This is a genomic window from Caballeronia sp. AZ1_KS37 (assembly GCF_023631165.1).
Taxonomy (GTDB): Bacteria; Pseudomonadota; Gammaproteobacteria; order Burkholderiales; family Burkholderiaceae; genus Caballeronia; species Caballeronia zhejiangensis.
The window spans coordinates 93320-118338 of sequence record NZ_JALQDP010000048.1; the positions used below are offsets into that span (position 1 = coordinate 93320).

The following is a 25019-nucleotide window of genomic DNA, read 5'->3' on the forward strand; positions in this document are numbered from 1 at the left end:
GGGGCGATAGCCAATACTTGCGAGCGCTTCTTTGAATGAAGGAGAAGGAAAGGGTGGTAAATGCTCACACGCGTTTGTTGGTGGTCGATGACATGGCCACCATGCGCAATCTGATCCGAAAAATGCTGAGAGCGATTGGTTATACGACCATCGACGAAGCAGAGGACGGAGTGTCAGCGCTCGAAAAGTTGCGCACGCAACAGTTCGATCTCGTCATAACTGATTGGAACATGCCCAATATGGACGGGCTGACTCTCCTGCAGGAGATCCGCAAGTCCGATCTGGCCGAACTGCCGGTATTGATGGTGACCGCCGAAAAGCGGCGCGAGAACGTGCTCGCCGCGATCAACGCCGGTGCGAGCGGCTATATCGTGAAGCCGTTTTCAGAAGCCGCGCTCGCAGACAAGCTGGCTCAAATTGCGCCGCCTTTAGCCAGCGCCGCGCCGACAGGTAAGGACACATCCGGATTCGGCGCGATCTTCGAGAGAACCCTATGATGGCGCGAGCGCTCTGCTTGGTCGCTCGCAAGCGACACAAGAGGATTTTTTCGGCGTCTGCGAGAAGCGCTTGAGCGTAGTTTCTACATGAACGGCGGCGTAGACGGCAGGGCGCTGAGCATGGAGCGCGGCTGGTGGCCGGATGCTGACTCGCGTTTAATCGACTACGCGATGCGTCTGGCTGGCCGTCGCTGGGACTCACCATCCGCCTCGGTGCGCGCGTGAGGGCCGTGCCGATGCTGCGGATGTCGCGCTGAACCTGCATCGCGTGCGCCCACCCGAGCAGGTGCGCCCGCCGTTTGCATTCGACGATGGACCATGACCAGCCTCCGTGAGCCGGCCGTCAACGTTGTCCTTCATTCGCGCCAGTGGACGGCACGCCGGCCGGACTTGGAGGATCGCGTAATTCAGCGTCTTCGTTAGCGCGGTGGGGCGGGTTCTTGGGCTGTGCCGGACCGAGATCGGTGAGCCCGTCGAAATCGATCGGATTCTGAGGCGGCTTGCTGTTTTCCGTTCGTGCGGCGCACATGATCGGCTCCATCGTTGTCTTGATTTCTCAAGAACAGCAAACGGTGTTCCGGCCGTTTGGCATTCTTCGTGCTGCAGTCGATGTTGGGCGCCTCGAGGCGCTCACATTCACGTACCGATTGGAGCCGATCATGACCATTCCGCAGAACGAACCCGGCACTGACGTTGTCGATACCGACAAGACGAAGCAACCCGACACGAAGCCCGTCGAACCGAAACAGGATTTGCCGTTGACGGAGGCTGATGACGGCAACACTCGGACGCCGCCGAATCCATCGTGACCGGCAAGGGACCGGCCATTAGCAAGCGTCCAAAACGCCCGTTGCACGTCATTCCCGCACCAGGCGCGCTTCTCGATCAGCACCCAAAAACTCGATGCGGAAATCGTGATGGATGACCGCCCAATCGATCCGTTCGAGGTCGCATGACGCGATCGGCGCGGAGGCGCTACGGCGCATCACGCGTCTTCAAAACTCTCGCCGCGCTCGGCGATCAGCTTGCCCAGTTCGCGCGTCGATAAGACGCGTCGCATGGGATTGGTCGAGCCCGACTCATCATCCGCAAGATTCTCGATGATCGTGAGCAGCACCTTGCGCGCTGTCTTGATTTCGCGGTCAGTCAAACCCGTCACGCTGATCTCGTTAACTTCCTCGGCAAGCGGAACGAGCTGGTCTTTCAATGCGCGCCCTTCGGCGGTGAGGAACACATGCGTGTTCTTCTTGTTGTCCGGCCGCTGCTGACGCTCGACGAGTCCCAGCTTCTCCATCGCAGTGACGGCGGCGAAGGTCGTCGGCGCCATCACGCCGGCCTGTTCGCTCAATTCGCGCTGCGTCAGGCCGTCTTTCTCCCACAGAATGCGCAGGAAAGTCCAGTGCCCGAACGACACCGAGTGCTCGGCGAGCCGCATCTGCAGTGCGCGCACCATCGAGCGCGTGGCGTCCTTTACAAGGTGCGCGAGGCGATCGTTGGGCACCGATTCGTGCCAATGGCGCAGCATCTCCGCGGTCTCGCGGGGCGCGCCCTCCACAGCCTTCTTTCGTGTCATGGCGGTTCGTTCCCGAATGCAGTTGGTCTTCCCGACATCATAGCCGCGCAGCCGTCGCGCCCGCATCCGTTGCAAAGCGCGCAGAACTCCGTGCAAACCCGAACTTGTCCGCGCGCGCCGGTCTCCTTACCATAATGATTAGATATCGAATAAAAATAAGGTATGTCCGGGTCGCGGGAGGCATCTTTCTGCGCCAGGGCATCGTCCTCATGAGCATGGGAATCGGAGACGCTTTGTGGCCAAATCCACAGTCACGCAATTCATATCGGAATCGGACGCGGCGGCAGCGCGCGTAGAGGCCACGTATCACAAGGTCACCTGGCGGCTGATGTCGTTCATCTTCGTCTGCTGGGTGCTCAATTATCTGGATCGCGTGAACGTCAGCTTCGCGCAACTGCATCTGAAGCAGGATCTCGGTTTGTCCGACGCCGCTTACGGTCTCGGCGTGAGTCTGTTCTTCATCGGCTATATCCTGCTGGAAGTGCCGAGCACGCTGTGGCTCAAGAAGATCGGCGCACGCCTCACGATTTCCCGCATCATGATCCTGTGGGGCGGCATCTCGACCGCGATGGCCTTCATGACCACGCCGGCGCAGTTTTATATCGCGCGCATCCTGCTCGGCGCGGCGGAGGCCGGGTTCTGGCCCGGCATCATTCTCTATCTGACGTACTGGTACCCGGGCGCGCGGCGCGCGCGGATCACATCGCGCTTCCTGCTGGCGATTGCCGCGGCGGGCATCATCGGCGGGCCGCTCTCGGGCTGGATCCTGCATAACTTCGTCGACGTGCTCGGCTACAAGAACTGGCAGTGGCTCTTCTTTCTCGAAGGCCTGCCTGCGCTGCTGATGGGCATCGTCGCGTTCTTCTATCTCGTCGATCGCCCGCAAGACGCGCGCTGGCTCGACGAGGAACAGAAGAAGATCATCCTCGATGCGCTCGCCGCCGACCGCGCCGAGAAAAAGCCCGCCAAACATACGCGTCATCAGTTGCTGGCGGCGCTCAAGGATCCGCGCGTGTATATCCTCGCGGCGGGCTGGGGCACGGTGCCTTTGTGCGGCACGATCCTCAACTACTGGACGCCGACCATCATCCGTCAGGCGGGCGTGTCGGACGTGCTGAACGTCGGTTTGCTGTCCGCGCTGCCGTACATCATCGGCGCGCTCGGCATGTTCGCGGTCGCGCGCAGTTCCGACGTGACGCTGGAACGCCGCTGGCATTTCTTCCTGTGTACGGCGGTGGGCGCGCTGGGCGGCTTCCTGCTGCCCGTGCTGGCCGGCAATACGACAGCGGCCATCGTCTGTCTGGGCATGATCTCCATTTCGTACTTCGGCGCGGCCGCGATCATCTGGTCGATTCCACCGGCCTATCTCTCCGATGACGCCGCCGCCGCGGGCATCGGCGCGATCAGTTGCCTGGGGCAAGTCGGCGCGTTCTGCGGACCCATCGCGCTCGGCTGGATCAAGACGATGACGGGCAGTCTGGCCATCGGGCTATCGGCGATCGCGGCCATCGTCATGCTGGGCGGACTCGCCGTGCTGATCGGCGTGCCGGCCAACACGCTGCGCGAGCACGCGGAAAAGCATTCGTAAGCATCGATTCTCGCAGCAGCGGCGGCGCCTTCGTCATGAAGGCGCCGTTTTTTCTTGTAACGAGGTGACGCGCTTCAGGGAAAACCCGCTTGCCGATAAATGATTAGATATCTAATATAAACGTCATGGTGATCGACGCTGGGAAGGCTCGATCGAATGAGGCGACAAGCAGGGGAGCCGGTGCAATGAACGACGAACTGTCATTCAAGACGCTCGTGGTGACGAAGAAGGATCAGGTGGCGGAAGGCATCTTCCGTTTCGAGTTGCGTGACGGCGCAGGCGGCGAGCTGCCTGCGTTCACGGCCGGCGCGCATCTGACGGTGCGCGTGCCGAACGGCGCGAATCGCAGCTATTCGCTGTGCAATGATCCGGCCGAGACGGACCGCTATGTGATCGCGGTGAAGCGCGACGCGGCGGGTCGCGGCGGCTCGGTCAGCATGGCGGACGACCTCGCGCAAGGCGATCGCATCGACGTCTCGGAGCCGCGCAACGAATTCGTGCTCAACGAGCGCGCGCGCAGTTTCGTATTCGTTGCGGGCGGCATCGGCATCACGCCGATTCTCTCGATGATGCGTTATCTGAAGGCCATCGACGGCCCGCGTTTCAAGCTCATCTACGTCTCGCGCAGCCCCGAGACCACCGCTTTCATCGACGAACTGTCGGGCCCGGAATGGAAGCCGCATGTGGTCATTCATCACGACCACGGCGACCTCGCGCAAGCGTTCGATTTCTGGCCCGTGTTCGAGAAGCCCGCGAGCGGCGCTCATGTGTATTGCTGCGGCCCGCGCGCGTTGATGGACGGCGTGCGCGACATGACCGGGCACTGGCCGACCGGCAGCGTGCACTTCGAGAGCTTCGGCGTGGATCAGTCGCGCGCAGCCGACAACGCGCCTTTCAGCGTGAAGCTGGAACGCTCGGGCCGCTCTTTCGAGATTCCGAAGGACCGCTCGATTCTCGAAATCTTGCGGGACAACGGCATCCGCGCGCCGAGCTCGTGCGAAAGCGGCACTTGCGGATCGTGCCGTACGACGCTGTGCGCGGGCGAAGCGGATCATCGCGACATGGTGCTCGGCGAGGACGAGAAGCGCGATCAGATCATGATCTGCGTATCGCGTGCGAAGAGCGAAGAACTGGTGCTGGATCTCTGAAGAACATTCCCCACTGCATAGGTTGGTCAGGAGAAGCGTAAATGCTCACGCATGAAGAAAATGAATTGCTGTGCCGCGTCGAAGGCGATGCGCCGATGGGTCAGTTGATGCGCCGTCACTGGACGCCGGTGTGTCTCATCGAAGAAGTCAGCGAACCTGACGGGGCGCCGGTGAAGGCGCGTCTGTTCGGCGAGGATCTCGTCGTCTTCCGCGATACCGACGGCAATGTCGGCGTGATGGACGAGTACTGTCCGCATCGCCGGGTGTCGCTCGTCTATGGACGCAACGAAGATTGCGGTCTGCGCTGTCTCTATCACGGCTGGAAGATGGACGTGAAGGGCAATGTGATCGAGATGGTCTCGGAGCCTTCGTGCAGCGACATGACGAAGAAGGTCAAGCACAAGGCCTATGAAACGAAAGAGTGGGGCGGCTTCGTATGGGCTTACATGGGCCCGCAGGACGCCATTCCCGAGTTCGTGCCGCCGGCATGGGCGCCGACCGAAGACACGCGCGTGAGCATCGCCAAGGCGATCCTGCCGTGCAACTGGGCGCAGATTCTCGAAGGCGCGATCGATTCGGCGCACAGCTCCAGTCTGCACTCGTCGGACTTCGTGCCGGCGCGTGTGGGCGGCGCGGAAGCGACCTCCAAGAACTGGCTGCGTCCATCGACGGACAAGGCGCCGCGCCTCCAGGTGCATCGCACCGAATACGGCTTTCGCTATGCCGCGCTGCGCCGCCCGATACAGAACGCGGCTACGCATGACTACGTGCGCTCGACCGTGTTCGTCGCGCCGGCAACCGCGCTGATCCCGCCGAACAACCTCTACAACGTCGCGAACATCAACGTGCCCTGCGACGATCACAGCACGGCGTTCTACTTCATGGCGTGGGGCCATCCGGACAAGACGCCGGAAACCGAGACGTGGCGCAAGTTCCTGGGGCAGCAGGTCGGCATCGATCTCGACGAGTACTATCGGCCGCTGCGCAATCACGACAACCGTTTCTGGCAGGATCGCGAAGCCATGAAGGCCGGCAACTTCACCGGCATCAAGGGCTTCCCGAATCAGGACATCGCCATGTGGGTGACGATGGGCGCGATCGCGGATCGCACCGAAGAGCGCCTCGGCGCGAGCGATGTCGCCGTGGTCGAGTTCCGCCGCCGCATGCTCGATGCGCTCGAGGCGTTCAAGTCCGGCGAGGCGGCCATCGGGACCGGCGAGAAGGCCATTCCACGCAGCGTGTGCTCGTTCCAGGCGATGGTGCCGAAAGACACCGACTGGAAGCAATACGCGGCGCATCCGGTCTGGATGGAGTCCGTCGACAAGGAAGCGCCGGAACTCGAATCGAACTATCAGGTTCAGGTCTGATGACCACGATCAGACTCGGCATCGTCGGCCTCGGCCGCGCCTTTTCGCTGATGCTGCCGACGTTTCTCGCCGACGCGCGCGTGCGACTCGCCGGGGCGTGCGATCCGCGCGAGACGGCGCGCGCGCAGTTCGAAGCGGATTTCGACGCGCCCGCTTTCGACGACATCGAAGCGCTCGCGCGCCGCGCCGATATCGATGCGCTTTACATCGCGAGTCCGCATCAGTTTCATGCGGCGCATACGCGAATCGCGGCGGCGCACGGCAAGCATGTGCTCGTCGAGAAGCCGATGGCGCTGTCGCTCGCCGAGTGCGACGACATGATCGCCGCATGTCGCGAGGCGAACGTGCATCTCATCGTCGGTCACTGCCATAGCTTCGACACGCCGTATCTGCGAACGCGCGAGTTGATCGCATCGGGCGCGTTCGGCGCCGTGAAGATGATCCAGGCGCTCAACTACACCGACTATCTCTACCGGCCGCGCCGTCCGGAGGAACTGAAAACGGAAGAGGGCGGCGGCGCGGTTTTCAGCCAGGCGGCGCATCAGGTGGATATCGTGCGAATGCTTGCGGGAAGCCGTGCTACGCGCATCCGGGCTGCCGTCGGCAACTGGGATACGGCGCGTCCGACCGAAGGCGCGTATACCGCGACGCTCTGGTTCGAGAACGGCGCATTCGCGACGCTTGCCTACAACGGCTATGGACATTTCGATTCCGACGAGTGGACCGGCTGGATCGGCGAAATGGGTCAGACGCGCAACGCCGACGAGTATGGCGCCGCGCGGCGCAAGCTCGCGAAAGTGGCGTCGCGCGAAGAAGAGGCGCGTCTCAAGGCTGCGGGCACGTACGGCGGCAACGCCTATGCGCCCGCCGCCAAGACAGCCGATACCCGCAGGCATCAGCACTTCGGGCCGCTGATCGTGTCGTGCGAGCGCGGCGATCTCCGGCCGATGCCCGATAGCATCGTCGTGTATGGAGACGAACGGCGCGAGCGCATCGAGCTCGATGCGCCCGAGGTGCCGCGCGCGGAAGTCATCGACGAACTCATGGCCGCCGTGCACGGCGAGACCGCTCCGCTGCACGACGGCGTCTGGGCGCGCGGCACGCTGGAGATCTGCCTCGCGATGCTGCGTTCGAGCGCCGAACAGCGCGACGTGCTCATCGGCGGCGAAACGTCAATCACAAAGGAAAGTTGAATATGGGCAAGCTCAATCTGTCGGTCGCGGTGGGGAACTACGATCGCATGCGGCCGCTGGTCGATGGCGAAGTGCAGATCGACGGCGTCGATCCGACCTTCATGCTGCAGGATCCGGAAGAGATCTTCTTTCGCGCGTTTCGCCACGCCGACTACGATATCTGCGAACTGTCGCTGTCGAGCTATAGCGTGAAGACGGCGGCGGGCACGAGCCCGTATATCGGCGTGCCGATTTTTCCGTCGCGCGCGTTCCGGCATACGTCGATCCATGTGCGCAACGATCGCGGCATCGAATCGCCTGCCGACTTGAAGGGCAAGCGCATCGGCGTGCCGGAATATCAGCTGACGGCGAACGTGTGGGCGCGGCTCTTTCTCGAGGAAGATCACGGTCTGAAGCCGTCGGACGTCACGTGGGTTCGCGGCGGCTATGAGGAAGCCGGCCGGCTCGAAAAGATCAGTCTCAAGCTGCCCGGCGACGTGAGGCTCGAAAACGCACCGGAGAACCAGACGATCTCGGGCATGCTCGCATCCGGCGAGATCGATGCGCTCATCGGCCCGCGCGCGCCGTCGTGCTTCGCGAACGGGCATCCGAACGTCAAATACCTTTTCGACGATCCGCAAAAGGCCGCCGCCGACTGGTACACGCGCACGAAACTGTTCCCGATCATGCATCTGCTGGGCGTGCGGCGCACGCTCGCCGAGCAGCATCCGTGGCTGCCCGGCGCGGTGGCGAAGGCGTTCGAGAAGAGCAAGGCGCGGGCGCTCGCCAGACTCAGCGATACGTCCGCGACCAAGGTGACGCTGCCGTTCGTCGAAGAACAGTTGCGCAATGCGCGGCGTCTCATGGGCCACGATTTCTGGTCGTATGGCTTCGAGCCGAACCGGCACGTGTTGTCGCGGTTCCTTGAGCGGCATCATCAGGAAGGCTTGTCCAGCCGGCTGCTGCAGCCCGAGGAACTCTTTCATCCCGCGACGCTGGAAAGCTTCAAGATCTGAGCGTGACATGGCCGCGGCGACGCGGCCTCACATCTTCGATAGCGCCTCACATGCCGGTTCCGGCATCTTCCGTTCAGTCTGGACTCACCGGATGACGGCCGTCGCGCGACCGTCCATTGTCGCCACTCAGGCAACACGGTGTACGCACTCGCGACCCTACTGGCCTTCGCTACCGCTTCCTACAATCCGTCACACGCTCGGTCGAACGCGAGCGAAAGGAAGCGCAACGCGCGCGCACGCCATCAAATTTCCAGGACTATCGAAGATGAGCCAGACAACCCGCAATGTGCAGCCCGTTATCGCCAAGCTCGGCAAAGAAGGATCGGGCGAGCTCGTGTCTTCCCGATACGCAGTTCGCATAGGCGATATCGATGTCGTGCTGATCAGCGACGGCGTGCTGCCGCTGCCGACCTCCACCATGTCCACGAACGTGAGCGAAGCCGATCGCAACGAATGGTTCGATGGCCGTTTCCTGCAACGGGACACGTTCGACTGGGCGTTGAATATCGCGCTCGTGCGCAGCGGCGAACGCCTGATCCTGATCGACTCGGGCGTAGGCGATGGTTTCGAATACTTCTCGCGCGCCGGTCAGTCGGTAATGCGCCTGGAATCGGCCGGTATCGACCTGGCTGCCATCACCGATATCGTGATTACGCATATGCACATGGATCACGTCGGCGGGCTGAATGTCGATGGCGTCAAGGCGAAGCTGCGTCCCGACGTGCGCATTCATGTGTCCGCCGCTGAAATCGCGTTCTGGAAGAATCCGGACTTCAGCAAGACGGTGATGCCCGAAGCGGTTCCTCCGGCGCTCCGCGAGGCTGCTGCGAAGTTCGCCAAACGCTACAGCGAGAACATCGTGCAGTTCGATCAGACAGTTGAAGTCGCACAGGGCGTGTCGGCGCGGGTGACGGGTGGCCACACGCCGGGGCACTGCGTCGTGGACGTCGCATCGAACGGGGAGAAGCTGACGTTCGTCGGCGACGCCATTTTCGAAGTCAACTTCGACAACCCCGATTGGCAGAATGGCTTCGAACATGATCCCGAAGCCTGTGTGGACGTGCGTATTGCGCTGCTCGACGACGCCGCTGACACCGGCACGCTGCTCGCTGCTGCGCACGTCGCGTTTCCGTCGATCGGTCATGTTGCAAAAAGCGGTGAGCGTTACCGCTTCGTGCCGGTGCAGTGGGACTATTGATCGATACTTCGCGGCGCATTGCGAGTTGGATTCGAGGACATCCGCGTCACTGGCAATGATAGTCAGTGAGCGGCCTTCTTCTACTGGTTCTATACAACGGACACGATATGGAACTCAACGGTCTCCTGCCGGCCGTGTGCTGCACGGCTTTGCTTGCAACAGTACCCGCCATTGCGGTTGCAGACTCCTTCACTGTCAAGGTCGATGGGCTGAATCGCGGTCGGTTCGAAAATGAACAGGTGTACGGTCAATTCGGCTGTCATGGCGAAAACGTCTCTCCGCGCATTTCGTGGTCGCATGTTCCGGCCGGCACGAAGAGCATCGTCATCACCATCTACGACCCGGATGCACCCACCGGCGGTTTGGGCTGGACGCACTGGCAAGTGGCAAACATTCCGCCGTCGCAAGCATCGATTGAAAAAGGCGCGTCGGGCAATGCCCGAGTGCTGCCGATAGGTGCAATCGAGACGCTGACCGATTTCGGTGCTTCGGCGTATGGCGGACCGTGCCCGCCGCCGGGCAAAGCGCATCGATACATCGTGACGGCTTCGGCTTTGACCGTTTCGAGCCTCGATGTCAAAGCGGATTCAAGTCCCGCGCTTGTCGCCTATCAGATGCATGGGAAAGTCATCGGCCAGGCGCGCTACGTGGCGCGCTATCACCGTTCGGCGGACTGAGCAGACCTGCAAGGCGCGGCTCTCCGATGCGAACCGGCACGCGGGTTGCGGAAGATACGCGATCAACCCACGGAGAGCACCATGAGCCAACTGACTTTGCACGATCTCGCAACCAAGATGGCGGAGATCGACTTCGCGATGCTTTCGACGCGCTCGCTGAACGGCAAGATCGCCGCGCGGCCGATGAGCAATAACCGCGATGTCGAATACGACGGCGACAGCTACTTCTTCACGCTCGAAGAAACGCATACGGTGCAGGAGATCAAGGCCGATGCGACCGTGGCGCTGACTTTCACGAGCAGCGCGAACCCGGACGGCGCGCCGCCGCTTTTCGTGGCCGTCGAGGGCCGCGCGGAGCTCATTCGCGAGAAACCGGCGATGAAGGATCACTGGAACGAAGACATCGAGAAGTGGTTCTCGGAAGGCTTCGAAACGCCGGGGATCGTACTCATCAAGGTTCGCGCCGAGCGCATTCACTACTGGATGGGCGAGGAGGATGGCGAAATCACGCCTGACTGATTGCCGTAGCCGCTGACAGAATGATCTTGCCGACATTCGTCGACGATTCCATCCGCCGATGCGGGTCGGTTGCACGCGCGAGCGGATACGTCGAGTCCACGACGCGGATTGCAGCGAGCGAGGCTGCGCATTCAGCGGCGCTTCGACAGAAAGGGCACAACCAGTCCCGCGCCGAACGCCAAATAGACAGCGGCGATGTGCGCCGCGGGCAGGTGATATTCGAAGCCGGGCGTGAAGCGCCTGGGGACGACGATATAATCGCCGGCCGCTGCGGCAAGCGTCGTCGCTGCGGCGAGTGCGACGCGTTGTCCGTGAGTCGGCGCGGCACCGCCGCGCAGTCTCGGCGATGTGCGCGCGGCCGCGACAGCCAGCGCATTGCAGGCGGCCCAGCCGATCGACATCGACTGGTGAATGGCGAGACCGGCAAGCAGATGGCGCCCTTCCGGCCGCGCGGTCTGGTTTGCTTCTTGCGGCCATAACCAGTGGCTGACGGCGCTGATCGGCGCGCTTGCGCGTTTGCCGTGCAGACGCCCACAGATCGCAAGGGCCGCCGTCGATAACAGTCCGGCAACGGAGCCGGGAATCAGGATATCCGTCACAGGGTCGATGTCTTCAGTCATGGTCATTTTTCTGACAGGCGCCACGGGGCTCCTCGGCTCGCGCATCGCGGCGGCGCTGGTTGCGCAAGGACACGCGGTGAGGTGCGCCGCGCGCCATGCGCCTGGCGGCGAAGGCGCCGTGAGAGGCTGCCGTTTCGTGGCGCTCGATTTGAGCGATGAACTCGACCCAGCAAGCGTGATGCCGCTGCTCGAAGGCGTCGATGTGGTCATCAATGCCGCCGGCATCTTCGAGGACCGGACCGGACACGACTTCTCGCGCATCCATACGCGTTCGCCGATCGCGCTGTTCCAGGCGGCCGTGATGGCAGGCGTGGGCCGCATCGTGCAGATATCGGCGCTTGGCGCGGATGCGGGCGCACAGACGCCTTATCACCGCTCCAAGAAAGCCGCCGACGACGCGTTGCGCGCGTTGCCCATCTCGTCGTTGATCGTGCAGCCTTCGCTCGTGTTCGCCGAAGACGGACGCAGTACGCAGTTCTTCGCCGCGTGGTCGACGTTGCCGGTCGTGCCGCTGCCGGGGTCGGGCGCGCAGGTCGTGCAGCCGGTTCATGTGGACGATGTGGTCGAACTCGTGACGCGCGGCGCGTTGACGCGCGCAAGCGCAGCCCCCGCGAGCGAGACGGTGGCGGCTGTCGGTCCGAGACCCGTGACGATGAAGGAATACTTGCGTCTGCTGAATCGGCTTTGCTCCGCCGGTGCGCCCTTGTTCATGCCGGTGCCGATGCCGCTCGTCAAGACGGCTGCCGCGTTATGCGCGCGCTTGCCCGGCGCGCTGATGAGCCCCGATGCACTCGCGATGCTGGAACGGGGCAACGCGGCATCGGCGGATGGCATGCAGCGATGGCTCGGCAGGCCGCCCCGATCGCTCGGCGACGAGCCGTCGAAACGCGCCACGCTTGGCCTGCGTGCGAAGCTCGCGTGGCTCGCGCCGCTGCTGGCGGGCGCGATCGGTGCGGTGTGGATATGGACCGCGATCGTGTCCGCCTGGCTTTATCCGCGAGCGGCGAGCCTCGACTTGCTGGCGCGAGTCGGCGCGCCCGAAGGCACGCGCCTCTTCCTGCTGTATTCGGCCGCGCTGCTGGACCTGCTATTGGGCGTGCTGTGCTTCGCGTGGCCCGCGCGGCTCGGACCGCGACGCCGTCTCTGGTGGGCGCAGATCGGGTTGATCGTCGTCTATTCGGTGCTGATTACCTGGCGCTTGCCGGAGTTCTGGCTGCATCCGTATGGCCCGCTGTCGAAGAATCTGCCGATGATCGCCGCACTTTTACTGCTGATGAACATTGATGGAAAGGGCTCGACGTGACTTATCTGACGATCAAGTGGATCCATGTGATCTCGTCGACGATCCTGTTCGGCACCGGAATCGGCTCCGCGTTCTATCTGCTCGCCGCGAGCATCGGACGCGATGCACGGACCGTCGCGCGCGTGTCGCGGCTCGTGGTGCTGGCCGACTGGCTTTTCACGACGCCGACCGCCATCGTTCAGCCGCTCACCGGCTATCTGATGATGCGGCTCACGGGCTTTCCCGTTTCGAGTCCCTGGCTCGCCTGGTCGATCGGCCTCTACGTTTTCGCGATCGCGTGCTGGCTGCCCGTCGTGTGGCTGCAGATGCGCCTCGCCGCCGAGGCGCAAGCCTGCGCCGTATCCGACGCCGGGCTGTCGAGGCGCTACTGGCGCCTCATGTCCGCATGGATCGCGCTCGGCGTGATGGCGTTCGTCGCGTTCGTCTGCATCTTCTGGCTGATGGTCACGAAGACGCTCTAGGCACGCGGTTCAATCCGTCCGGCTGTAATAAACATACGAAGGTTGTCTCAGCTCGCCTTCCTTCCCGGCGACATCGCCGGAATTCGGAAACTGTGGAAGCTTGTCCCACAGCAGCGCGCGTCCGAGCATCTGTTCGCGATCCAGTTCGGGATGATCGTGCTTGAGCCGATTCAGAAACTGCTCGAAGTCCGACACATAGAGATCGGTCTTGACGGCGTGCTCGCGCCGATGAAAGAGACGCTGCAAGAAACTCATCGCTTGCTCCTCGTGGTGCGGCCCGGGCTATTCGCGCTCCAGCCTGAACACGTGCGATGCGCGTGAACCGTTGCGCTCTTCGGCGTACACCGTTTCCGTAACGACGACCCGATAGCCCGGCTTCGGCAAGATGGAAGGGAGATTGCCCGTCACGCGGCTATCGATGCCGCCCAGTCCTGCGGCCGGCGCCGGCACGTTGTTTTCGAGCGTCGCGTTCGATGTGATGACGTTGTCGTGCCAGCCCGACAGATCGCGGCGCGCCTCGATCGACTTCGCGTCCGCGTCCACGGTATCGTCCGTCGAGCCCATGCCTTGCGAATCCACGCCGACGATGCGGCTGTTCGCCCGCTGCACCGGATCGCCGGAATCCCGCGCGATCGAAGCATGGTCGATGTCGGGCAGCGGCGACGGGTCATTGCGCTGCCCGGGCTCGGCCGAGCCAGCATTGCGGTCGCGGCCGAACTCCGCTGCCTGCGTGGCGGCATCGGGCGATGCGGTGCCTGTCGCTGGTGTCTTGGCGGGGCTTTTTGCCGCCATCTCGTTCTGCTGGGCCTGGGTCGGGTTGCCTTCGGCGTTCTGCATGCTTGCTCCAAGTCGTCGTTTCTCGCTGCACGACTCGGTCTGCGCATGGCGCGTGCCTAGCGCATGACGGACTCGCTGGCGGCACCCGTCTTCCGCCGTTGCCGCTTGCGCGAAGCGCGGATAGACGCTGCGAGTTCCATCGCGTACGGCACGACGCCGAATATCGCGCAGAGCATCAGCACGGCTGTGACGGTCGTCGAGGACAACGGAGGATCGCGCCATGCGGGCGTGTAACTAGCGGCGTTATCGAACAGTCTGGCGAAGACATCGGGATGTGCGAGACAAATGATGGCTAGCCCGACGATCGGCGCCATCTCAAGAACGCTATGTACCATTTGCTCGACGGGTGTAATGACGCGCGTCGCCGATGCGTAGCGCAGATCCGCATACACGGTGAGATGGTGGACGACGATGAGCGCGGCCATCGCAACGATCGCGAACGCGTTGATTTGCAGGAACAACGCGCACAGCACGACACCGGCGCCTTCGGTTAGCTGGGCGATATGCATCAGCGATTCGCGCACGCCGGCAGTCTCGGGAAGATTCGCCCAGCGGTGACAAAGCGCGTCCGCGGTGCCGGCGGCGAGCCACAACGGAAGCACGCCGTAGAGCAGGAAGTGCTGCGCGAGCGCCGGATTCATGTTCCGCTGCCGCCGGGCGATGCCGCGGCCTGACACAGTTGAAGCGAGACGCCGCCGACGAAGGAAAGCGACGCGAGATGCTCGGCGCAGCGCCTGAGCGCGCCGATGTCGGCCTCGCAAACGAAGTTGATGCCATCGGGTGCGACGCGGGCATCGAGAACGGCGACGTGGCGCTGCATCAGTGCGGTTATCAGGTCGTGCTCGGGAAGCGGCTCCGCTGTCATGGTTCGAATAGTGATGTTGGCTTTAGGCATGTTCGACTGGTTTCACCACAGGTACGTGCTCATTGCCACGGGCACTGCCGCCCGTCACAACTCAGCGCGCATGTACGAAATGCGAGGAAGCGGAACGTCAACGCGGAAGTACAAACGCGGGCGTCCACAAACCGCGCGATCCGAACACCGAGGGTCTGCCTGGCAGCAGAGCGCTCGCGGATGACAAGGCGACCGGCGTCAGCCTGCCGCTGTTTCAAGAAGTGAACCCGGCCTCTTATATTCAAGACGCGTGCTGAAAGTTGCACGGCCACCGATCCACAGACGGTTGGCCGACCGGCTCGCGACACAATGTCCGAACATCGGTGCACCGTTCAGTGTGAAACACAGTCGGTCGGAACGCTGTGACAGGCGGACGGCGGGTTGCCTTTGGCCACCGAACCGCGCACCCGTTCTGATTGCTGGTTGATCTGGCGTCGCGATCATCCCACCCACAAGCGGGCGGCGGCGCTGCCCGCGCGAACGTCGGTGTCCTTCCCACGAAGCGCGCTTTCGGTGCCTCGACCTGAGACTGAGACGAAAGACGAGATTCGCTTTTCGACGAAGTCGACGGCTGCCTGGGCTGCCACGCACGAGACCCGCTTGCTAACTCCGGGCATGTCGTATCGGCAGCGTGGCTCGACGGGTCGGGTGCTTGCGACCCGCACGCACTGTCGCGATCACTTTGATTGTCGGGTTTCAACATGGGATTTTTGGGAATCGGAATTGCTCAACCCTGCCACGAAGGCTTGTTAATGAACCGCGCACCGTGTTGATTCGGCTATGTCGGTTGTGCAAGAAGGAATCGATGATGGATCAGGCTTTTGACTGTGTTGTTATCGGCGGCGGTCCGGCAGGGTTGACCGCCGCACTCTATCTTGCCCGGTTCAGGCGCTCGACCCTGGTTATCGATGCCGGTCAGAGCAGAGCGTCGCGGATCCCGATCGTGCGTAACCTTGCTGGTTTTGAAGGCGGCATCAGCGGCAAGGAACTCATCGTCAAGATGCGTCGGCAGGTCGATTGCTACCCGGTGCCGATAATCGCCGGCCGAGTCGTCGCGATACGACAGGTGTCCGCCGGCTTCGTCGTGGACTACAGGAGCAGCGGCGATGCTGACAGGCAGAGCGCTCTGGCACATCGTGTCCTGCTCGCGTTCGGGATCCGCGATAGGCTACCGCCGATCGTCGGAGCCGAACGGCTTACCGAAAAAGGATTGCTCAGGCTGTGCGCGATATGCGATGGCTTCGAGGCGCAAGGCAAACGGGCGGCGATGCTAGGTTCCGCGTCACGAGCGCTGTCGCACGCTTTGTTCTTCCGAACGTTTTGCAGGCAGGTAGCTGTCGTCGCGCCCGACCTTTCGGCGCTGACGCAAGAGGAGCGCGCGTCGGCCGTAGAGAACGCCATAGAATTGGTGCCGTTGGGTGCGCTCGAAGCTTCGGCTAACGCTGACGGGCGCTTGAGCGTTGTCTGCCCGGATGGGCGGCGACAGAGGTTCGATATTGTCTATCCTGTGCTTGGCTCTCGCGAAGAAACTGAGCTATTGAGTGGCTTGAACGTCGAACGGGATGAGGACGGCATGATCGTGGCGGATAAGCGGCAGCGCACTAGCGTGGCCGGCATATTTGCCGCGGGCGATGCAGTCAATTCGTTGAATCAGATCTGCGTGGCAGTCGGCGAAGCCGCGATCGCGGCGACGGCTATCCATTGCAGCTTGCCAGGCAATCCGCTTTGAAGCGGCGGCAGGCCGCTGCGACATCAGCATCGGCGTGAGTAGGCTAGCTGCGCCGTATCTTGCTTCGCACTGTCGCGGCTCAGAGCGAGGGAATCTGTGAAAAGATGGTCTGGCCGGGCCGGGCCGGGACGCTCACGGCGCGGCTCACCCAGCTTCATGGTAGCCTGATCACTTGTCACGCAACGCGTTACGCTTGCCACCATGGCTTCCACGTCGATTCCCGGCACCACCCGCTATCAGGACGAGGCACACCATCCAGGGGATCTTCTCAAGATCTTTGTGCTGCCCCATTTGGGCCTCTCGGTGAGCCAGGCGGCCCGAGATCTCGGCGTGGCTCGTCAAACGCTTCACCGGATCTTCGACGGCAGCGCGAGCATCACGCCCGAAATGGCGGTGCGTCTCGAGGCCTTTTGTGGCGTGCCGGCGATGCACTGGTTGGAACTGCAATCCGCGCATGATGTCTGCGACGCTCGTACTTCGCTCGAGCAGGCGCTGACGAAAATTCCGAAACACAGGCTCTCCCGTGTTGCAATGAAGCAGCTTGGAGCAACAGATGAACGATAGTACCGTAATGCCCCAATACGCTCGCACGGGCGTCCCGGGGCTCGACGACATTCTCGTTGGCGGACTGAGCCGGGGCAACTTGTTCCTTCTCGAGGGAAGTCCGGGCACGGGCAAGACAACCATCGCGCTGAGTTTCCTGCAGGCTGGCGCCGAACTGGGGGAGCCATGCCTTTACATCACGCTCTCCGAGACGATGGAGGAACTGCGCAACGGCGCTTTGTCGCACGGATGGCGGCTCGGTCCACAGATCAGCATCTTCGAAGTCAGCCCGTCCGAAAATCTGCTTGACGCCGATCAGCAGCAGACGCTGCTCTATTCCTCCGACCTCGAGCTGGGCGAGACGACGCGGCTCATCCTCGGCGAGTTCGAGCGCGTGAAACCGAAGCGCGTGGTCATCGATAGTCTTTCGGAGATTCGCTTGCTTGCGCAAAGCTCGCTGCGCTACCGCCGGCAGATCCTGGCATTCAAGCATTACTTCGCGGGCCGCGACGCCACGGTGCTCATGCTGGACGATCTCACCTCCGATGCGGCGGACAAGACCGTGCACAGCGTGGCGCACGGCGTCATCAAACTGGAGGAGTTATCGCCGCAATATGGCGCCGAGCGCCGGCGCCTAAGGGTGCTCAAATACCGCGGTCAGCATTTTCGTGGCGGCTATCACGATTTTGCGATCCGACACGGCGGGGTGGCGGTGTTCCCGCGACTTGTCGCCGGTGAGCACCGAACCAGTTACGCGCGCACGCAAATGACAAGCGACGTCGCGGAACTCGACGCTTTGCTCGGCGGGGGTGTCGAGCAAGGATCCAGCACGCTTATCCTTGGTCCCGCAGGGACCGGCAAGAGCCTCTTCGCGATCCAATTCGTCACGGCGGCCGTGCGGCGGGGCGAAAAGGCTGCGCTCTTCGTCTTCGATGAAGAGCTCGGCCTACTGTTCGACCGTGTGCGCCCAATGGGCATCGACCTCGAAGCCATGAGAGATGCCGGTGACCTGCACGTCGAACAACTGGACGCGGCAGAGCTGTCGCCGGGCGAGTTCGCGCATCGCGTGCGTGCGAGCGTCGACCGCGCGCGTGTAAAGACGGTTGTCATCGATAGTCTGAACGGGTATCAGGCCGCCATGCCTGAGGAAAACGCGCTCGTACTGCACGTGCACGAGTTGTTGCAGTATCTGAATCGGCAGGGCGCGAACACCTTTTTGACTGTCGCCCAGCACGGCCTCGTCGGCGACATGAAGGCGCCGGTCGACGTGACCTATCTTGCTGACACGGTCATCCTGCTTCGTTACTTCGAAGCGATCGGGCGCGTTCGACGTGCGGTGTCGGTCATCAAGAAGCGCACCGGGGCTCATGAGGAATCGATCCGCGAGTTCCGTATCGGTTCGGAGGGGCTCACGCTCGGAGAGCCGCTGGAAGATTTCCAGGGGGTGCTTCGAGGCGTGCCGACGTTCGTCGGAAAGTCGGCGCCTCTGCTGACGCCGAAGACTGCAACCAAGGACTGACGATCGCATGGCCGAAACCGAGCGATGTCCCGTGCTGCTCCTCACCCCGTCGGGACGCGACTGCGTCGTTGCGCAGGCGCTGTTGGGGGCGGCCGGGATCGACGCAGAGCCGTGCAAGAACGTAGCGCAACTCGGCGAGACGTTGAGAGACGACGTCTGCTGCGTTATCGTCGCCGACGAAGCGTTGAACGGCGCCGACCTCGCCACGCTGGCGGGATGGGTGTCGTCGCAGCCGCCGTGGTCGGACCTTCCATTTGTCGTACTCACACAGCGCAGCGGTCCCGTTCGCAGACCGATGGCCGAGCGGTTGATTACGGCACTCGGCAACGTCACGTTCATCGAGCGTCCGTTTCATCCGACGACGTTCGTAAGCGTCGTCGAAACAGCGGTGCGGGGCCGGAATCGCCAGTTCGAGGCTCGGGCTCGAATCCGAGAACTCGATGAGGGCGAAGCGCATCTTCGCATAGCACTCACGGCCGGACACCTCGGCTCCTGGAGCCTCGATCTTTCCAGCAACACGCTGACAGCATCGACGACTTGCAAAGCGATATTCGGCCGCTTGGAGACCGACAATTTTACTTATGAAGAACTGATTGCAAGCACTCATCCCGAGGATCGCGAGCGGGTGCAGGCAGCCATCGCGGTCAGCGCGGAAACCGGCTGCGACTACGCGATCGAGTATCGCAACGTCTGGCGGAACGGGACCGTGCACTGGGTTGAAGTCAGGGCGCGTGTCGTGCACGACGACCGGATCGTTCGGCTCGTCGGCGTTTGCTCCGACGTGACGCTGCGCAAAACGTCGGAAGATCAGCTGCGCCGGGTGAACGAATCGCTCGAAGTCAAGGTGCTGGAGCGCACCGCGCAACTGGAAGACGCGCATCGAACGGTGCTCGAGGAAATACGGCAGCGCGAGCATACAGAGAAGCTGCTGCGGCAGGTCCAGAAGCTCGAGATGATCGGCCAGTTGACGGGCGGCATCGCGCACGACTTCAACAATTTGCTGATGGCGATCATGGCGAATCTCGAACTCGTGCGAAAGGAAGTGCCGCCGGAAGAGCGAGTGGGTCGGTTGGTCGATGGCGCGCTGAAAGGCGCTCAACGCGGCGCCGCGCTCACTCAACGGCTGCTCGCGTTCGCGCGACAGCAGGTCCTTAAGGTCGAGCCTGTCCAGATGTCTGCGCTGGTTCACGGCATGGCCGACCTTCTGGACCGGTCGATTGGCTCGATGATCGAACTCGTCATCGATACGCCCGAAGAAGTGCCGTTCACTCGCGTCGATACAAATCAGATTGAACTGGCGATACTGAATCTGGTAGTCAATGCGCGCGATGCGATGCCCGATGGCGGCGCAATCCAAATCAGCGTCGATACCGCGCATTCTGCGGGCGATGGCGACCTGCGAGCCGGCGACTACGTGCGGGTGACAGTGAGGGACACAGGCACTGGCATGGACGCCGCGACACTCGCCAAAGCGACGGAACCCTTCTTCACGACCAAGGAAGTGGGGAAGGGCACGGGGCTTGGCCTTTCGATGATTCACGGTCTCGCGCGTCAGCTACAAGGCGCGCTTCGTCTAGAAAGCACGTATGGAAAGGGCACGCGTGCATCGCTCTGGCTTCCTGTCACGGATCGCCCGGCTGCCGAGGAGCGTATCGCCGATGACCCGAAGGACGACGGTCCGGCCGCCGACGCCAGCGAGCTGCGCGCCACCGTACTAGTCGTCGATGACGACCCACTTATTTTGTCAAGCACATCTTATCTCCTGCAGGACCTTGGACATGAGGTGATCGAGGCCGCATCAGGGGACGCCGCGCTCCAAGTCCTTCGCGCAGGCCAGAAAGTTGACGTTCTGCTAACTGATTTCTCAATGCCCAAGATGACCGGCGTTGAATTGGCCAATGCGGCGCGGGCACTCAGGCCCGTCCTGCCTGTCATACTCGCAACCGGCTACGCGGAACTGCCGGAGGGCACCGGAGCGGATCTACCGAGACTACGCAAGCCGTATCAACAGAGCCGGCTTCTGCAAGAGATCAGGAACGCCGTGAAAAGCTTGGAATCGCCGCAATCCGGGGCGCAGTAAGCTGTCCATCGCACGAGCCAGCGAACGGGCCGCCTTCCGGACACGTAACAGCCTTGACGAACGAACGACGTCTGCAGAGACGGTTGCCGCTTAACGCATATGGCTGCACGAATTTACTTCCTCACCCTTTCGTTAGCTGGTTGGCCGTTGTGCTAAATTCCGCAACCGGCCGGTTTCTGCCGTTCGACCAAGTCGCAGTGTGACCGCTCCAGCGGCCGGTTCAGGTCGAGACCGGACCGACGCCGGACCGGTGTACATTGGGTTGCATCAACCGGTTGAAACGGCCCCGAACGCGTTCGTTGACAGACGACTGCCAGCTAATCAGCGGATCGGCACGCCAAGATCCTCCTCCAGGAAGCGCAGAATCGCCTCTGCCAGCGCCTCGCGAGGATACGCATTCTGTGTAACGAAGAGCGCCCCGATCGTAGGGTGGGTCCGCGCAACAGGCACCGCGAGCGCCCAGTGATCCGCATTGACGTAGGCGAGAAGCGTGCTGCCGGGGACAACCTGATCGTAAAAGATGACCTGACTGTCGTTCCGCGAGTCGACGCGCGCGAGCTTGTCATAGCTCGACTTCAGGATCGAGGAGATTCGCTCGGGCTGCGGGAACGTCACGACCGAGTAGTAATGCAGATCAGCCGGAAGCGGATGCTGCGCGAGCCACGCTTTGCGAGTCGCAGGTCTCAAACTCTCTACGGCACCACCATCGCCCGATGTGCAGGTTGCGCCCGGAACATATCGCAACAAGTCGGCCTGATATTGGTCGGCGTCGTTGGCGAGCGGGGAGCCGCCGATTGCACCGGCGGCACTCACCACCGCCGCCACGCGGCTTCGTATCTCAGGATAGGCGACCAGTGCTTCCAAAATGTCGGGCGCCCCCTTCGAATAACCAATCAACACGAGCCGCGGCGCGTCCTCCGATGCCGGCATAGCCATGATCGCGTCGCGAATTTGCCGTGCATTGTTAGTGGAACTCGACAGCGCGTCGACGTTGATGAGCGCTGCATCGAAGCCATACTCGCGAAGATGCGTCACGACGGTATCCGGCGTATCCAGCCAGGGATCGAAGCAATCGTAGCCGACGCCATGCACCACCGCCCCAATCAGGTGCCGCCTGGACTGGCCAAGTTCGACGGGCTCGCCGGTGCCAGGGGACTCTGCGCCGACCCGCGTCAGCGCTTGCTCGCACGGGCGGTAGTCGGGTAGCGCTGCACCGCGTGCTTCGAGGACCGCGCAATAAATTTCCCGAAAGCGCCCTCGCTTATCCATGACGCCAGCCTGAGACGCGGGCATGAGAACCATCGGGGGTGTATCGGCCGAGTACGGGATAAGCGGCTTCGCCGCGCATGCGCCGAAGAGAACGCACGACGTGATCGTCGCTAACCAAGCGCTGATCTGGCGGCACGCATCGAAGGCAGCGGCAACCTGACGCTTGAATTGAATGAGCGCCCATCTCGATCTCGAGTCACTGACTCGCATTGCCGGTTGCTCCAGTTTGACGAGTATCTGGCTCTTCCAGATAGGGGACCCACTCAAGAAAATCGACATCCGACAGACTCCGCGGCCGGGTGGCGAAGAACACGACCGCGCGCAATCCGTCCGTATAGTAAGTCGCACCGTCAAGGGTTATACGAGGACGAGTCGGCGGTGCGGGGCCAACACCGTTCACAAATCCGAGCTTTTCGAGGCCGCTCGAATACATCAGGTCCTGCATCAGAAAGTTGCGTGCCTCGTCGACGTTCTCGTGGAGAGTGAGGCGTTTTTTATCGCGGGGTGCAAAGCGCCCGCCGACAGGGCGGCCGACCTGCGCGACGTAGACCAGTTGTCCCTGAAAGCGGATAGGAGCGAGCCATCCCCGGATCCAGTTTGCGGGCGCCCCGGCCTGCGCCTGCTTGCGCATCACAAAGTCCGGTTCCCGACCGAAGACGCGCTGCGCGAGGTCAAACTCCCGCGCATCGCGCCGATAGTCGCGCCGCACCAGCGCTGCGCCGATGTCGGTGAGCTGGCCAATGCCAATGGCATTTAGCGGATCGGCCTGAATAGTCCCGCTCGGGTCGGTGGCACAGCATGGTAGGCGCTCGAGCGCCGCGCGCAGCGACGCCAGGTCCTGGTAGTCCGTGATTCCAGTGGCAGAGGGTGGCAGAGGGATCTGCGACAGCCGTGGATCCATCGTGCCGCCTGGCACACGCAGAAAGATCGAGAAGGGCATCAGCGTCTGGTTTCCCAGCAGATCGACATTGACGAGCTTGATGCCTTGATCGGGGTTGGTGAACAAAATGCCCGATCGTGTCTCCCCCGACGGGATGGGGTTGTTGAACCTGAGATCACGGAAATAGTCGTCCATGCGCTTGTTGCTTGCGCCGCCAAACAGCGTATGCATTGACCATGCGACTTCATGAGGTGAAAAGTAGTCCGGGTCCGTGCCCGAGCGTAAAAGCCACAGCGCCTGCGACGTCCCATTCTGCACTTCGAGCCAAAGCGGCTGCACTCCCGTTCTGTTGACGTCGGCACCATACATCCGCTTGCTGTCTTCTTCGCTAAGCACCGTTGCGCTCACGCGTACGCCGCGACTGGAGGCGCTGACCTCGCGCTGACGCAACGGCTCAGCGTCCGCCTCGGGCGGAACTTGCCATGTCGAGCAGCCGGCCAGCGCGAGCGCCAGGCATAGCGCGAGTCCTGCATTAGACCGTCGCCTGCGCAAGGTCTGCTGGATGGTCATGGCCTCGCTCCTGGCGTCACCCGCAGTACCTTGTACGGAGTGATCCACGGGAAGATTTCGATCTGCGATAACGGCCTCGGCGTGCGATCGAACACCAGCACGACGCGGAAGCCGTCGGTGTAATACGGGTCGGTCGTCAAATTCCTTCGCGGCGCAGCTTCCAACACGGCACCCACTCCCGTCACTAGTCCCATCTTGAACAGGTTCTGGGAATACGCCATGTCTTCGGTCAGCGCAGTGCGTGCCTCATCCACCTCCGGGTCGATCTTGTGTGTCGTGAACGTTGACGAGTGCCACGTCAGGCGAATCCCGATATCGCGGCTGATCTGTCCAACCCACACAGGCTTGTCGTGATAGCGCATCGTGCTGAGCCAGAGCCGCATATGGTTGCGCTGGTGAATGTCGCCCCGCGCCTTTTGAAGCGCGAGGTCTTGGGCGCGTCCGAACAGATGAAGGTCGCTCACCGGCGCGTTGACGTACGCTTGGCCCGACAACGCGGCGCTGATCATCCGCTCGATTGCCCCCGACCACTTTCGTTCCGTGAGGCTCCAGCCCCGCCGCACCAGTGCGGGAAAGGCGTCGTCGAGGCTGCCGACGATCACCAGGTTGAGCGGGTCGCCCTTCTTTGAGCCGTCCTCGTCAGTTGCGCAACAGGGCAGTGCTTCGAGCGCTTCTCGAAAGCTCGCGTCGTCCGTGTAATTTACAGTGGGCTCCTGCGGATCGGTCGCCCGTCTGAAGACCTGACTACGCTTGTAGTCGGCTTCAAACCCAGGTACGGATACGAAAACGGAGAACGTCCGAGCGTGCCCGCTCGCGACGAGATCCAGTTGCACCAGCTTCGCGCCCGCGTTGAAATTCGTCAGCACAAACCCCGCGACCGTCTCTCCGGGACGCACGGGGTTATGAAAAGCGAGACTACGGAAGCGGCGCGCGAGCTCGGAACGCTGGTCGGGCGAAGCATCGCTGCTGAAAGCCTCTGCCGCCTCCGATGCGGGAAAGAAGTTTGGATCCAGGCCGGGTGACAGGAGAAAGTAGTTGTGGCCCTCGCGATTGCGGACCTCGATCCAGACGGGCTGAATTCTTCTTTCGGCAAGCGGGACACCGTACACCGCCGCGCTTTCCTCTGAGGACAGCACGGCTGTTGAAACCTCGATGCCGGCCTCGTCGCGTGTCACGGCCCGGTTTTGGTAAGCCGGTATTGCGGCTTCTGGCGGAACCGCAGCGCAACCGACCACTAGATAGCCGACGGAAATCGCAATCAGCATCCTGGTAACGACGCTGTTCATCAAGTCAACTCCGGGGTTGACACCGTGGCGTTCGGTCGCGCGGATCGGCTAGCTAACTGCGCGCCGCCCTCACTGAGCTTGCAGGAGTACGCTACCCAGTTTAGTAGAGGTTGGGGCGCCGATGGGGTAGCGACCGTGGATCGCATCCGTGCAGCACGGAGTTGATGATCGCAAAGTCTTGATTGCTTTCCGGCCGCGTCCCTAAGCGGCTTGCACGGATCGGCGCCGGCCAAATCAAAGCAGATGGCCCGCGGCGATTTCCGGGGGCGGAA

25 protein-coding genes are annotated in these 25019 nt (G+C 62.5%); 16 read left to right on the forward strand and 9 right to left on the reverse strand.

Annotation, left to right across the window (positions count from 1 at the left end; genetic code table 11):
* Positions 1 to 53: 53 nt before the first annotated feature.
* Positions 54 to 497, forward strand: coding sequence for a response regulator (locus NCS00_RS32815; protein ID WP_144403563.1), 444 nt, complete (start codon positions 54 to 56; stop codon positions 495 to 497).
* Between the two features lie 527 nt (positions 498 to 1024).
* The gene (locus NCS00_RS32820) at positions 1025 to 1306 is read left to right on the forward strand and encodes a hypothetical protein (RefSeq protein ID WP_250442238.1); all 282 of its coding nucleotides are present in this window, start codon (positions 1025 to 1027) and stop codon (positions 1304 to 1306) included.
* A gap of 176 nt (positions 1307 to 1482) precedes the next feature.
* On the opposite strand, the gene NCS00_RS32825 is transcribed toward NCS00_RS32820, so the two are convergent.
* A complete protein-coding gene (locus NCS00_RS32825; protein WP_033535651.1) occupies positions 1483 to 2070 on the reverse strand; it encodes a MarR family winged helix-turn-helix transcriptional regulator in 588 nt (195 codons plus the stop codon).
* Positions 2071 to 2305: 235 nt separating this feature from the next.
* Between NCS00_RS32825 and NCS00_RS32830 the strand changes: the two genes are divergently transcribed.
* The 8 genes from NCS00_RS32830 to NCS00_RS32865 all read left to right on the forward strand — a co-directional run bounded on the left by NCS00_RS32830 (position 2306) and on the right by NCS00_RS32865 (position 10755).
* The gene (locus NCS00_RS32830; RefSeq protein WP_008345585.1) at positions 2306 to 3658 is read left to right on the forward strand and encodes an MFS transporter; all 1353 of its coding nucleotides are present in this window, start codon (positions 2306 to 2308) and stop codon (positions 3656 to 3658) included.
* A 185-nt stretch (positions 3659 to 3843) separates the two neighbouring features.
* The gene (locus tag NCS00_RS32835) at positions 3844 to 4806 is read left to right on the forward strand and encodes a PDR/VanB family oxidoreductase (RefSeq protein WP_250437903.1); all 963 of its coding nucleotides are present in this window, start codon (positions 3844 to 3846) and stop codon (positions 4804 to 4806) included.
* A gap of 41 nt (positions 4807 to 4847) precedes the next feature.
* A complete protein-coding gene (locus tag NCS00_RS32840) occupies positions 4848 to 6173 on the forward strand; it encodes a Rieske 2Fe-2S domain-containing protein (RefSeq protein ID WP_175982127.1) in 1326 nt (441 codons plus the stop codon).
* A complete protein-coding gene (locus NCS00_RS32845; RefSeq protein ID WP_250442239.1) occupies positions 6173 to 7366 on the forward strand; it encodes a Gfo/Idh/MocA family protein in 1194 nt (397 codons plus the stop codon). Before NCS00_RS32840 ends, NCS00_RS32845 begins: the two co-directional genes overlap by 1 nt.
* 2 nt (positions 7367 to 7368) lie before the next feature.
* Positions 7369 to 8361, forward strand: a complete 993-nt coding sequence (locus NCS00_RS32850; RefSeq protein WP_250442240.1) for an ABC transporter substrate-binding protein — start codon at positions 7369 to 7371, stop codon at positions 8359 to 8361.
* A 265-nt stretch (positions 8362 to 8626) separates the two neighbouring features.
* Positions 8627 to 9559: an MBL fold metallo-hydrolase gene (locus NCS00_RS32855; protein ID WP_008345578.1), complete on the forward strand. Its 933-nt coding sequence runs from the start codon at positions 8627 to 8629 to the stop codon at positions 9557 to 9559.
* A 107-nt stretch (positions 9560 to 9666) separates the two neighbouring features.
* Positions 9667 to 10236: a YbhB/YbcL family Raf kinase inhibitor-like protein gene (locus NCS00_RS32860; protein ID WP_250442241.1), complete on the forward strand. Its 570-nt coding sequence runs from the start codon at positions 9667 to 9669 to the stop codon at positions 10234 to 10236.
* A gap of 81 nt (positions 10237 to 10317) precedes the next feature.
* Entirely contained in the window at positions 10318 to 10755 is a 438-nt protein-coding gene (locus NCS00_RS32865; protein WP_175982125.1) for a pyridoxamine 5'-phosphate oxidase family protein, read from the forward strand.
* A 131-nt stretch (positions 10756 to 10886) separates the two neighbouring features.
* Here the strand turns inward: NCS00_RS32865 and NCS00_RS32870 are convergent, their stop codons facing one another.
* Complete coding sequence (locus NCS00_RS32870) at positions 10887 to 11375, reverse strand: hypothetical protein (protein ID WP_250442242.1); 489 nt, start codon at positions 11373 to 11375, stop codon at positions 10887 to 10889.
* On the opposite strand from NCS00_RS32870, the gene NCS00_RS32875 reads away from it, so the two are divergent.
* Positions 11374 to 12678: an SDR family oxidoreductase gene (locus tag NCS00_RS32875; protein ID WP_250442243.1), complete on the forward strand. Its 1305-nt coding sequence runs from the start codon at positions 11374 to 11376 to the stop codon at positions 12676 to 12678. The genes NCS00_RS32870 and NCS00_RS32875 overlap by 2 nt on opposite strands.
* Positions 12675 to 13139, forward strand: coding sequence for a DUF2269 family protein (locus tag NCS00_RS32880; RefSeq protein ID WP_250442244.1), 465 nt, complete (start codon positions 12675 to 12677; stop codon positions 13137 to 13139). Before NCS00_RS32875 ends, NCS00_RS32880 begins: the two co-directional genes overlap by 4 nt.
* A gap of 9 nt (positions 13140 to 13148) precedes the next feature.
* On the opposite strand, the gene NCS00_RS32885 is transcribed toward NCS00_RS32880, so the two are convergent.
* Genes NCS00_RS32885 through NCS00_RS32900 form a run of 4 tightly spaced genes read right to left on the reverse strand, consistent with a single transcriptional unit; the run spans position 13149 to position 14871 of the window.
* A complete protein-coding gene (locus NCS00_RS32885) occupies positions 13149 to 13394 on the reverse strand; it encodes a DUF3460 family protein (RefSeq protein ID WP_250437908.1) in 246 nt (81 codons plus the stop codon).
* Between the two features lie 27 nt (positions 13395 to 13421).
* Positions 13422 to 13976, reverse strand: coding sequence for a DUF3005 domain-containing protein (locus tag NCS00_RS32890; protein WP_008345556.1), 555 nt, complete (start codon positions 13974 to 13976; stop codon positions 13422 to 13424).
* A 56-nt stretch (positions 13977 to 14032) separates the two neighbouring features.
* Complete coding sequence (locus NCS00_RS32895) at positions 14033 to 14617, reverse strand: diguanylate cyclase (protein WP_250442245.1); 585 nt, start codon at positions 14615 to 14617, stop codon at positions 14033 to 14035.
* A complete protein-coding gene (locus NCS00_RS32900; protein ID WP_144403552.1) occupies positions 14614 to 14871 on the reverse strand; it encodes a hypothetical protein in 258 nt (85 codons plus the stop codon). The genes NCS00_RS32895 and NCS00_RS32900 overlap by 4 nt, the downstream gene beginning before the upstream one ends.
* An 808-nt stretch (positions 14872 to 15679) precedes the next feature.
* On the opposite strand from NCS00_RS32900, the gene NCS00_RS32905 reads away from it, so the two are divergent.
* The 4 genes from NCS00_RS32905 to NCS00_RS32920 all read left to right on the forward strand — a co-directional run bounded on the left by NCS00_RS32905 (position 15680) and on the right by NCS00_RS32920 (position 20742).
* Complete coding sequence (locus NCS00_RS32905; RefSeq protein WP_250442246.1) at positions 15680 to 16600, forward strand: NAD(P)/FAD-dependent oxidoreductase; 921 nt, start codon at positions 15680 to 15682, stop codon at positions 16598 to 16600.
* Positions 16601 to 16801: 201 nt separating this feature from the next.
* Complete coding sequence (locus NCS00_RS32910; RefSeq protein ID WP_008345543.1) at positions 16802 to 17164, forward strand: HigA family addiction module antitoxin; 363 nt, start codon at positions 16802 to 16804, stop codon at positions 17162 to 17164.
* Positions 17154 to 18662: an ATPase domain-containing protein gene (locus NCS00_RS32915; RefSeq protein WP_033535654.1), complete on the forward strand. Its 1509-nt coding sequence runs from the start codon at positions 17154 to 17156 to the stop codon at positions 18660 to 18662. Before NCS00_RS32910 ends, NCS00_RS32915 begins: the two co-directional genes overlap by 11 nt.
* A 7-nt stretch (positions 18663 to 18669) precedes the next feature.
* On the forward strand, positions 18670 to 20742 hold the full coding sequence (locus NCS00_RS32920; RefSeq protein ID WP_250442247.1) for a hybrid sensor histidine kinase/response regulator: 2073 nt from the start codon (positions 18670 to 18672) through the stop codon (positions 20740 to 20742).
* Between the two features lie 321 nt (positions 20743 to 21063).
* Here the strand turns inward: NCS00_RS32920 and NCS00_RS32925 are convergent, their stop codons facing one another.
* From NCS00_RS32925 to NCS00_RS32935, 3 genes are read right to left on the reverse strand one after another with little or no spacing between them, the layout of a single operon-like run.
* Positions 21064 to 22221, reverse strand: a complete 1158-nt coding sequence (locus NCS00_RS32925) for a lipase family protein (RefSeq protein ID WP_008345539.1) — start codon at positions 22219 to 22221, stop codon at positions 21064 to 21066.
* Positions 22208 to 23461: an LssY C-terminal domain-containing protein gene (locus NCS00_RS32930; protein ID WP_250442248.1), complete on the reverse strand. Its 1254-nt coding sequence runs from the start codon at positions 23459 to 23461 to the stop codon at positions 22208 to 22210. The genes NCS00_RS32925 and NCS00_RS32930 overlap by 14 nt, the downstream gene beginning before the upstream one ends.
* A complete protein-coding gene (locus tag NCS00_RS32935) occupies positions 23458 to 24747 on the reverse strand; it encodes an LssY C-terminal domain-containing protein (RefSeq protein WP_250442249.1) in 1290 nt (429 codons plus the stop codon). Before NCS00_RS32935 ends, NCS00_RS32930 begins: the two co-directional genes overlap by 4 nt.
* Between the last annotated feature and the right edge of the window lie 272 nt (positions 24748 to 25019).

Bases quoted from the DNA above. Each gene is read 5' to 3' on its own strand.
- NCS00_RS32885 (WP_250437908.1), bottom strand. From the start codon at position 13,394: ATGAGTTTCTTGCAGCGTCTCTTTCATCGGCGCGAGCACGCCGTCAAG.
- NCS00_RS32905 (WP_250442246.1), top strand. From the start codon at position 15,680: ATGGATCAGGCTTTTGACTGTGTTGTTATCGGCGGCGGTCCGGCAGGG.
- NCS00_RS32910 (WP_008345543.1), top strand. From the start codon at position 16,802: ATGGCTTCCACGTCGATTCCCGGCACCACCCGCTATCAGGACGAGGCA.
- NCS00_RS32860 (WP_250442241.1), top strand. From the start codon at position 9,667: ATGGAACTCAACGGTCTCCTGCCGGCCGTGTGCTGCACGGCTTTGCTT.
- NCS00_RS32875 (WP_250442243.1), top strand. From the start codon at position 11,374: ATGGTCATTTTTCTGACAGGCGCCACGGGGCTCCTCGGCTCGCGCATC.
- NCS00_RS32890 (WP_008345556.1), bottom strand. From the start codon at position 13,976: ATGCAGAACGCCGAAGGCAACCCGACCCAGGCCCAGCAGAACGAGATG.
- NCS00_RS32920 (WP_250442247.1), top strand. From the start codon at position 18,670: ATGGCCGAAACCGAGCGATGTCCCGTGCTGCTCCTCACCCCGTCGGGA.
- NCS00_RS32825 (WP_033535651.1), bottom strand. From the start codon at position 2,070: ATGACACGAAAGAAGGCTGTGGAGGGCGCGCCCCGCGAGACCGCGGAG.
- NCS00_RS32845 (WP_250442239.1), top strand. From the start codon at position 6,173: ATGACCACGATCAGACTCGGCATCGTCGGCCTCGGCCGCGCCTTTTCG.
- NCS00_RS32900 (WP_144403552.1), bottom strand. From the start codon at position 14,871: ATGCCTAAAGCCAACATCACTATTCGAACCATGACAGCGGAGCCGCTT.
- NCS00_RS32935 (WP_250442249.1), bottom strand. From the start codon at position 24,747: ATGAACAGCGTCGTTACCAGGATGCTGATTGCGATTTCCGTCGGCTAT.
- NCS00_RS32840 (WP_175982127.1), top strand. From the start codon at position 4,848: ATGCTCACGCATGAAGAAAATGAATTGCTGTGCCGCGTCGAAGGCGAT.
- NCS00_RS32870 (WP_250442242.1), bottom strand. From the start codon at position 11,375: ATGACTGAAGACATCGACCCTGTGACGGATATCCTGATTCCCGGCTCC.
- NCS00_RS32895 (WP_250442245.1), bottom strand. From the start codon at position 14,617: ATGAATCCGGCGCTCGCGCAGCACTTCCTGCTCTACGGCGTGCTTCCG.
- NCS00_RS32855 (WP_008345578.1), top strand. From the start codon at position 8,627: ATGAGCCAGACAACCCGCAATGTGCAGCCCGTTATCGCCAAGCTCGGC.
- NCS00_RS32820 (WP_250442238.1), top strand. From the start codon at position 1,025: ATGATCGGCTCCATCGTTGTCTTGATTTCTCAAGAACAGCAAACGGTG.
- NCS00_RS32850 (WP_250442240.1), top strand. From the start codon at position 7,369: ATGGGCAAGCTCAATCTGTCGGTCGCGGTGGGGAACTACGATCGCATG.
- NCS00_RS32865 (WP_175982125.1), top strand. From the start codon at position 10,318: ATGAGCCAACTGACTTTGCACGATCTCGCAACCAAGATGGCGGAGATC.
- NCS00_RS32930 (WP_250442248.1), bottom strand. From the start codon at position 23,461: ATGACCATCCAGCAGACCTTGCGCAGGCGACGGTCTAATGCAGGACTC.
- NCS00_RS32925 (WP_008345539.1), bottom strand. From the start codon at position 22,221: ATGCGAGTCAGTGACTCGAGATCGAGATGGGCGCTCATTCAATTCAAG.
- NCS00_RS32915 (WP_033535654.1), top strand. From the start codon at position 17,154: ATGAACGATAGTACCGTAATGCCCCAATACGCTCGCACGGGCGTCCCG.
- NCS00_RS32835 (WP_250437903.1), top strand. From the start codon at position 3,844: ATGAACGACGAACTGTCATTCAAGACGCTCGTGGTGACGAAGAAGGAT.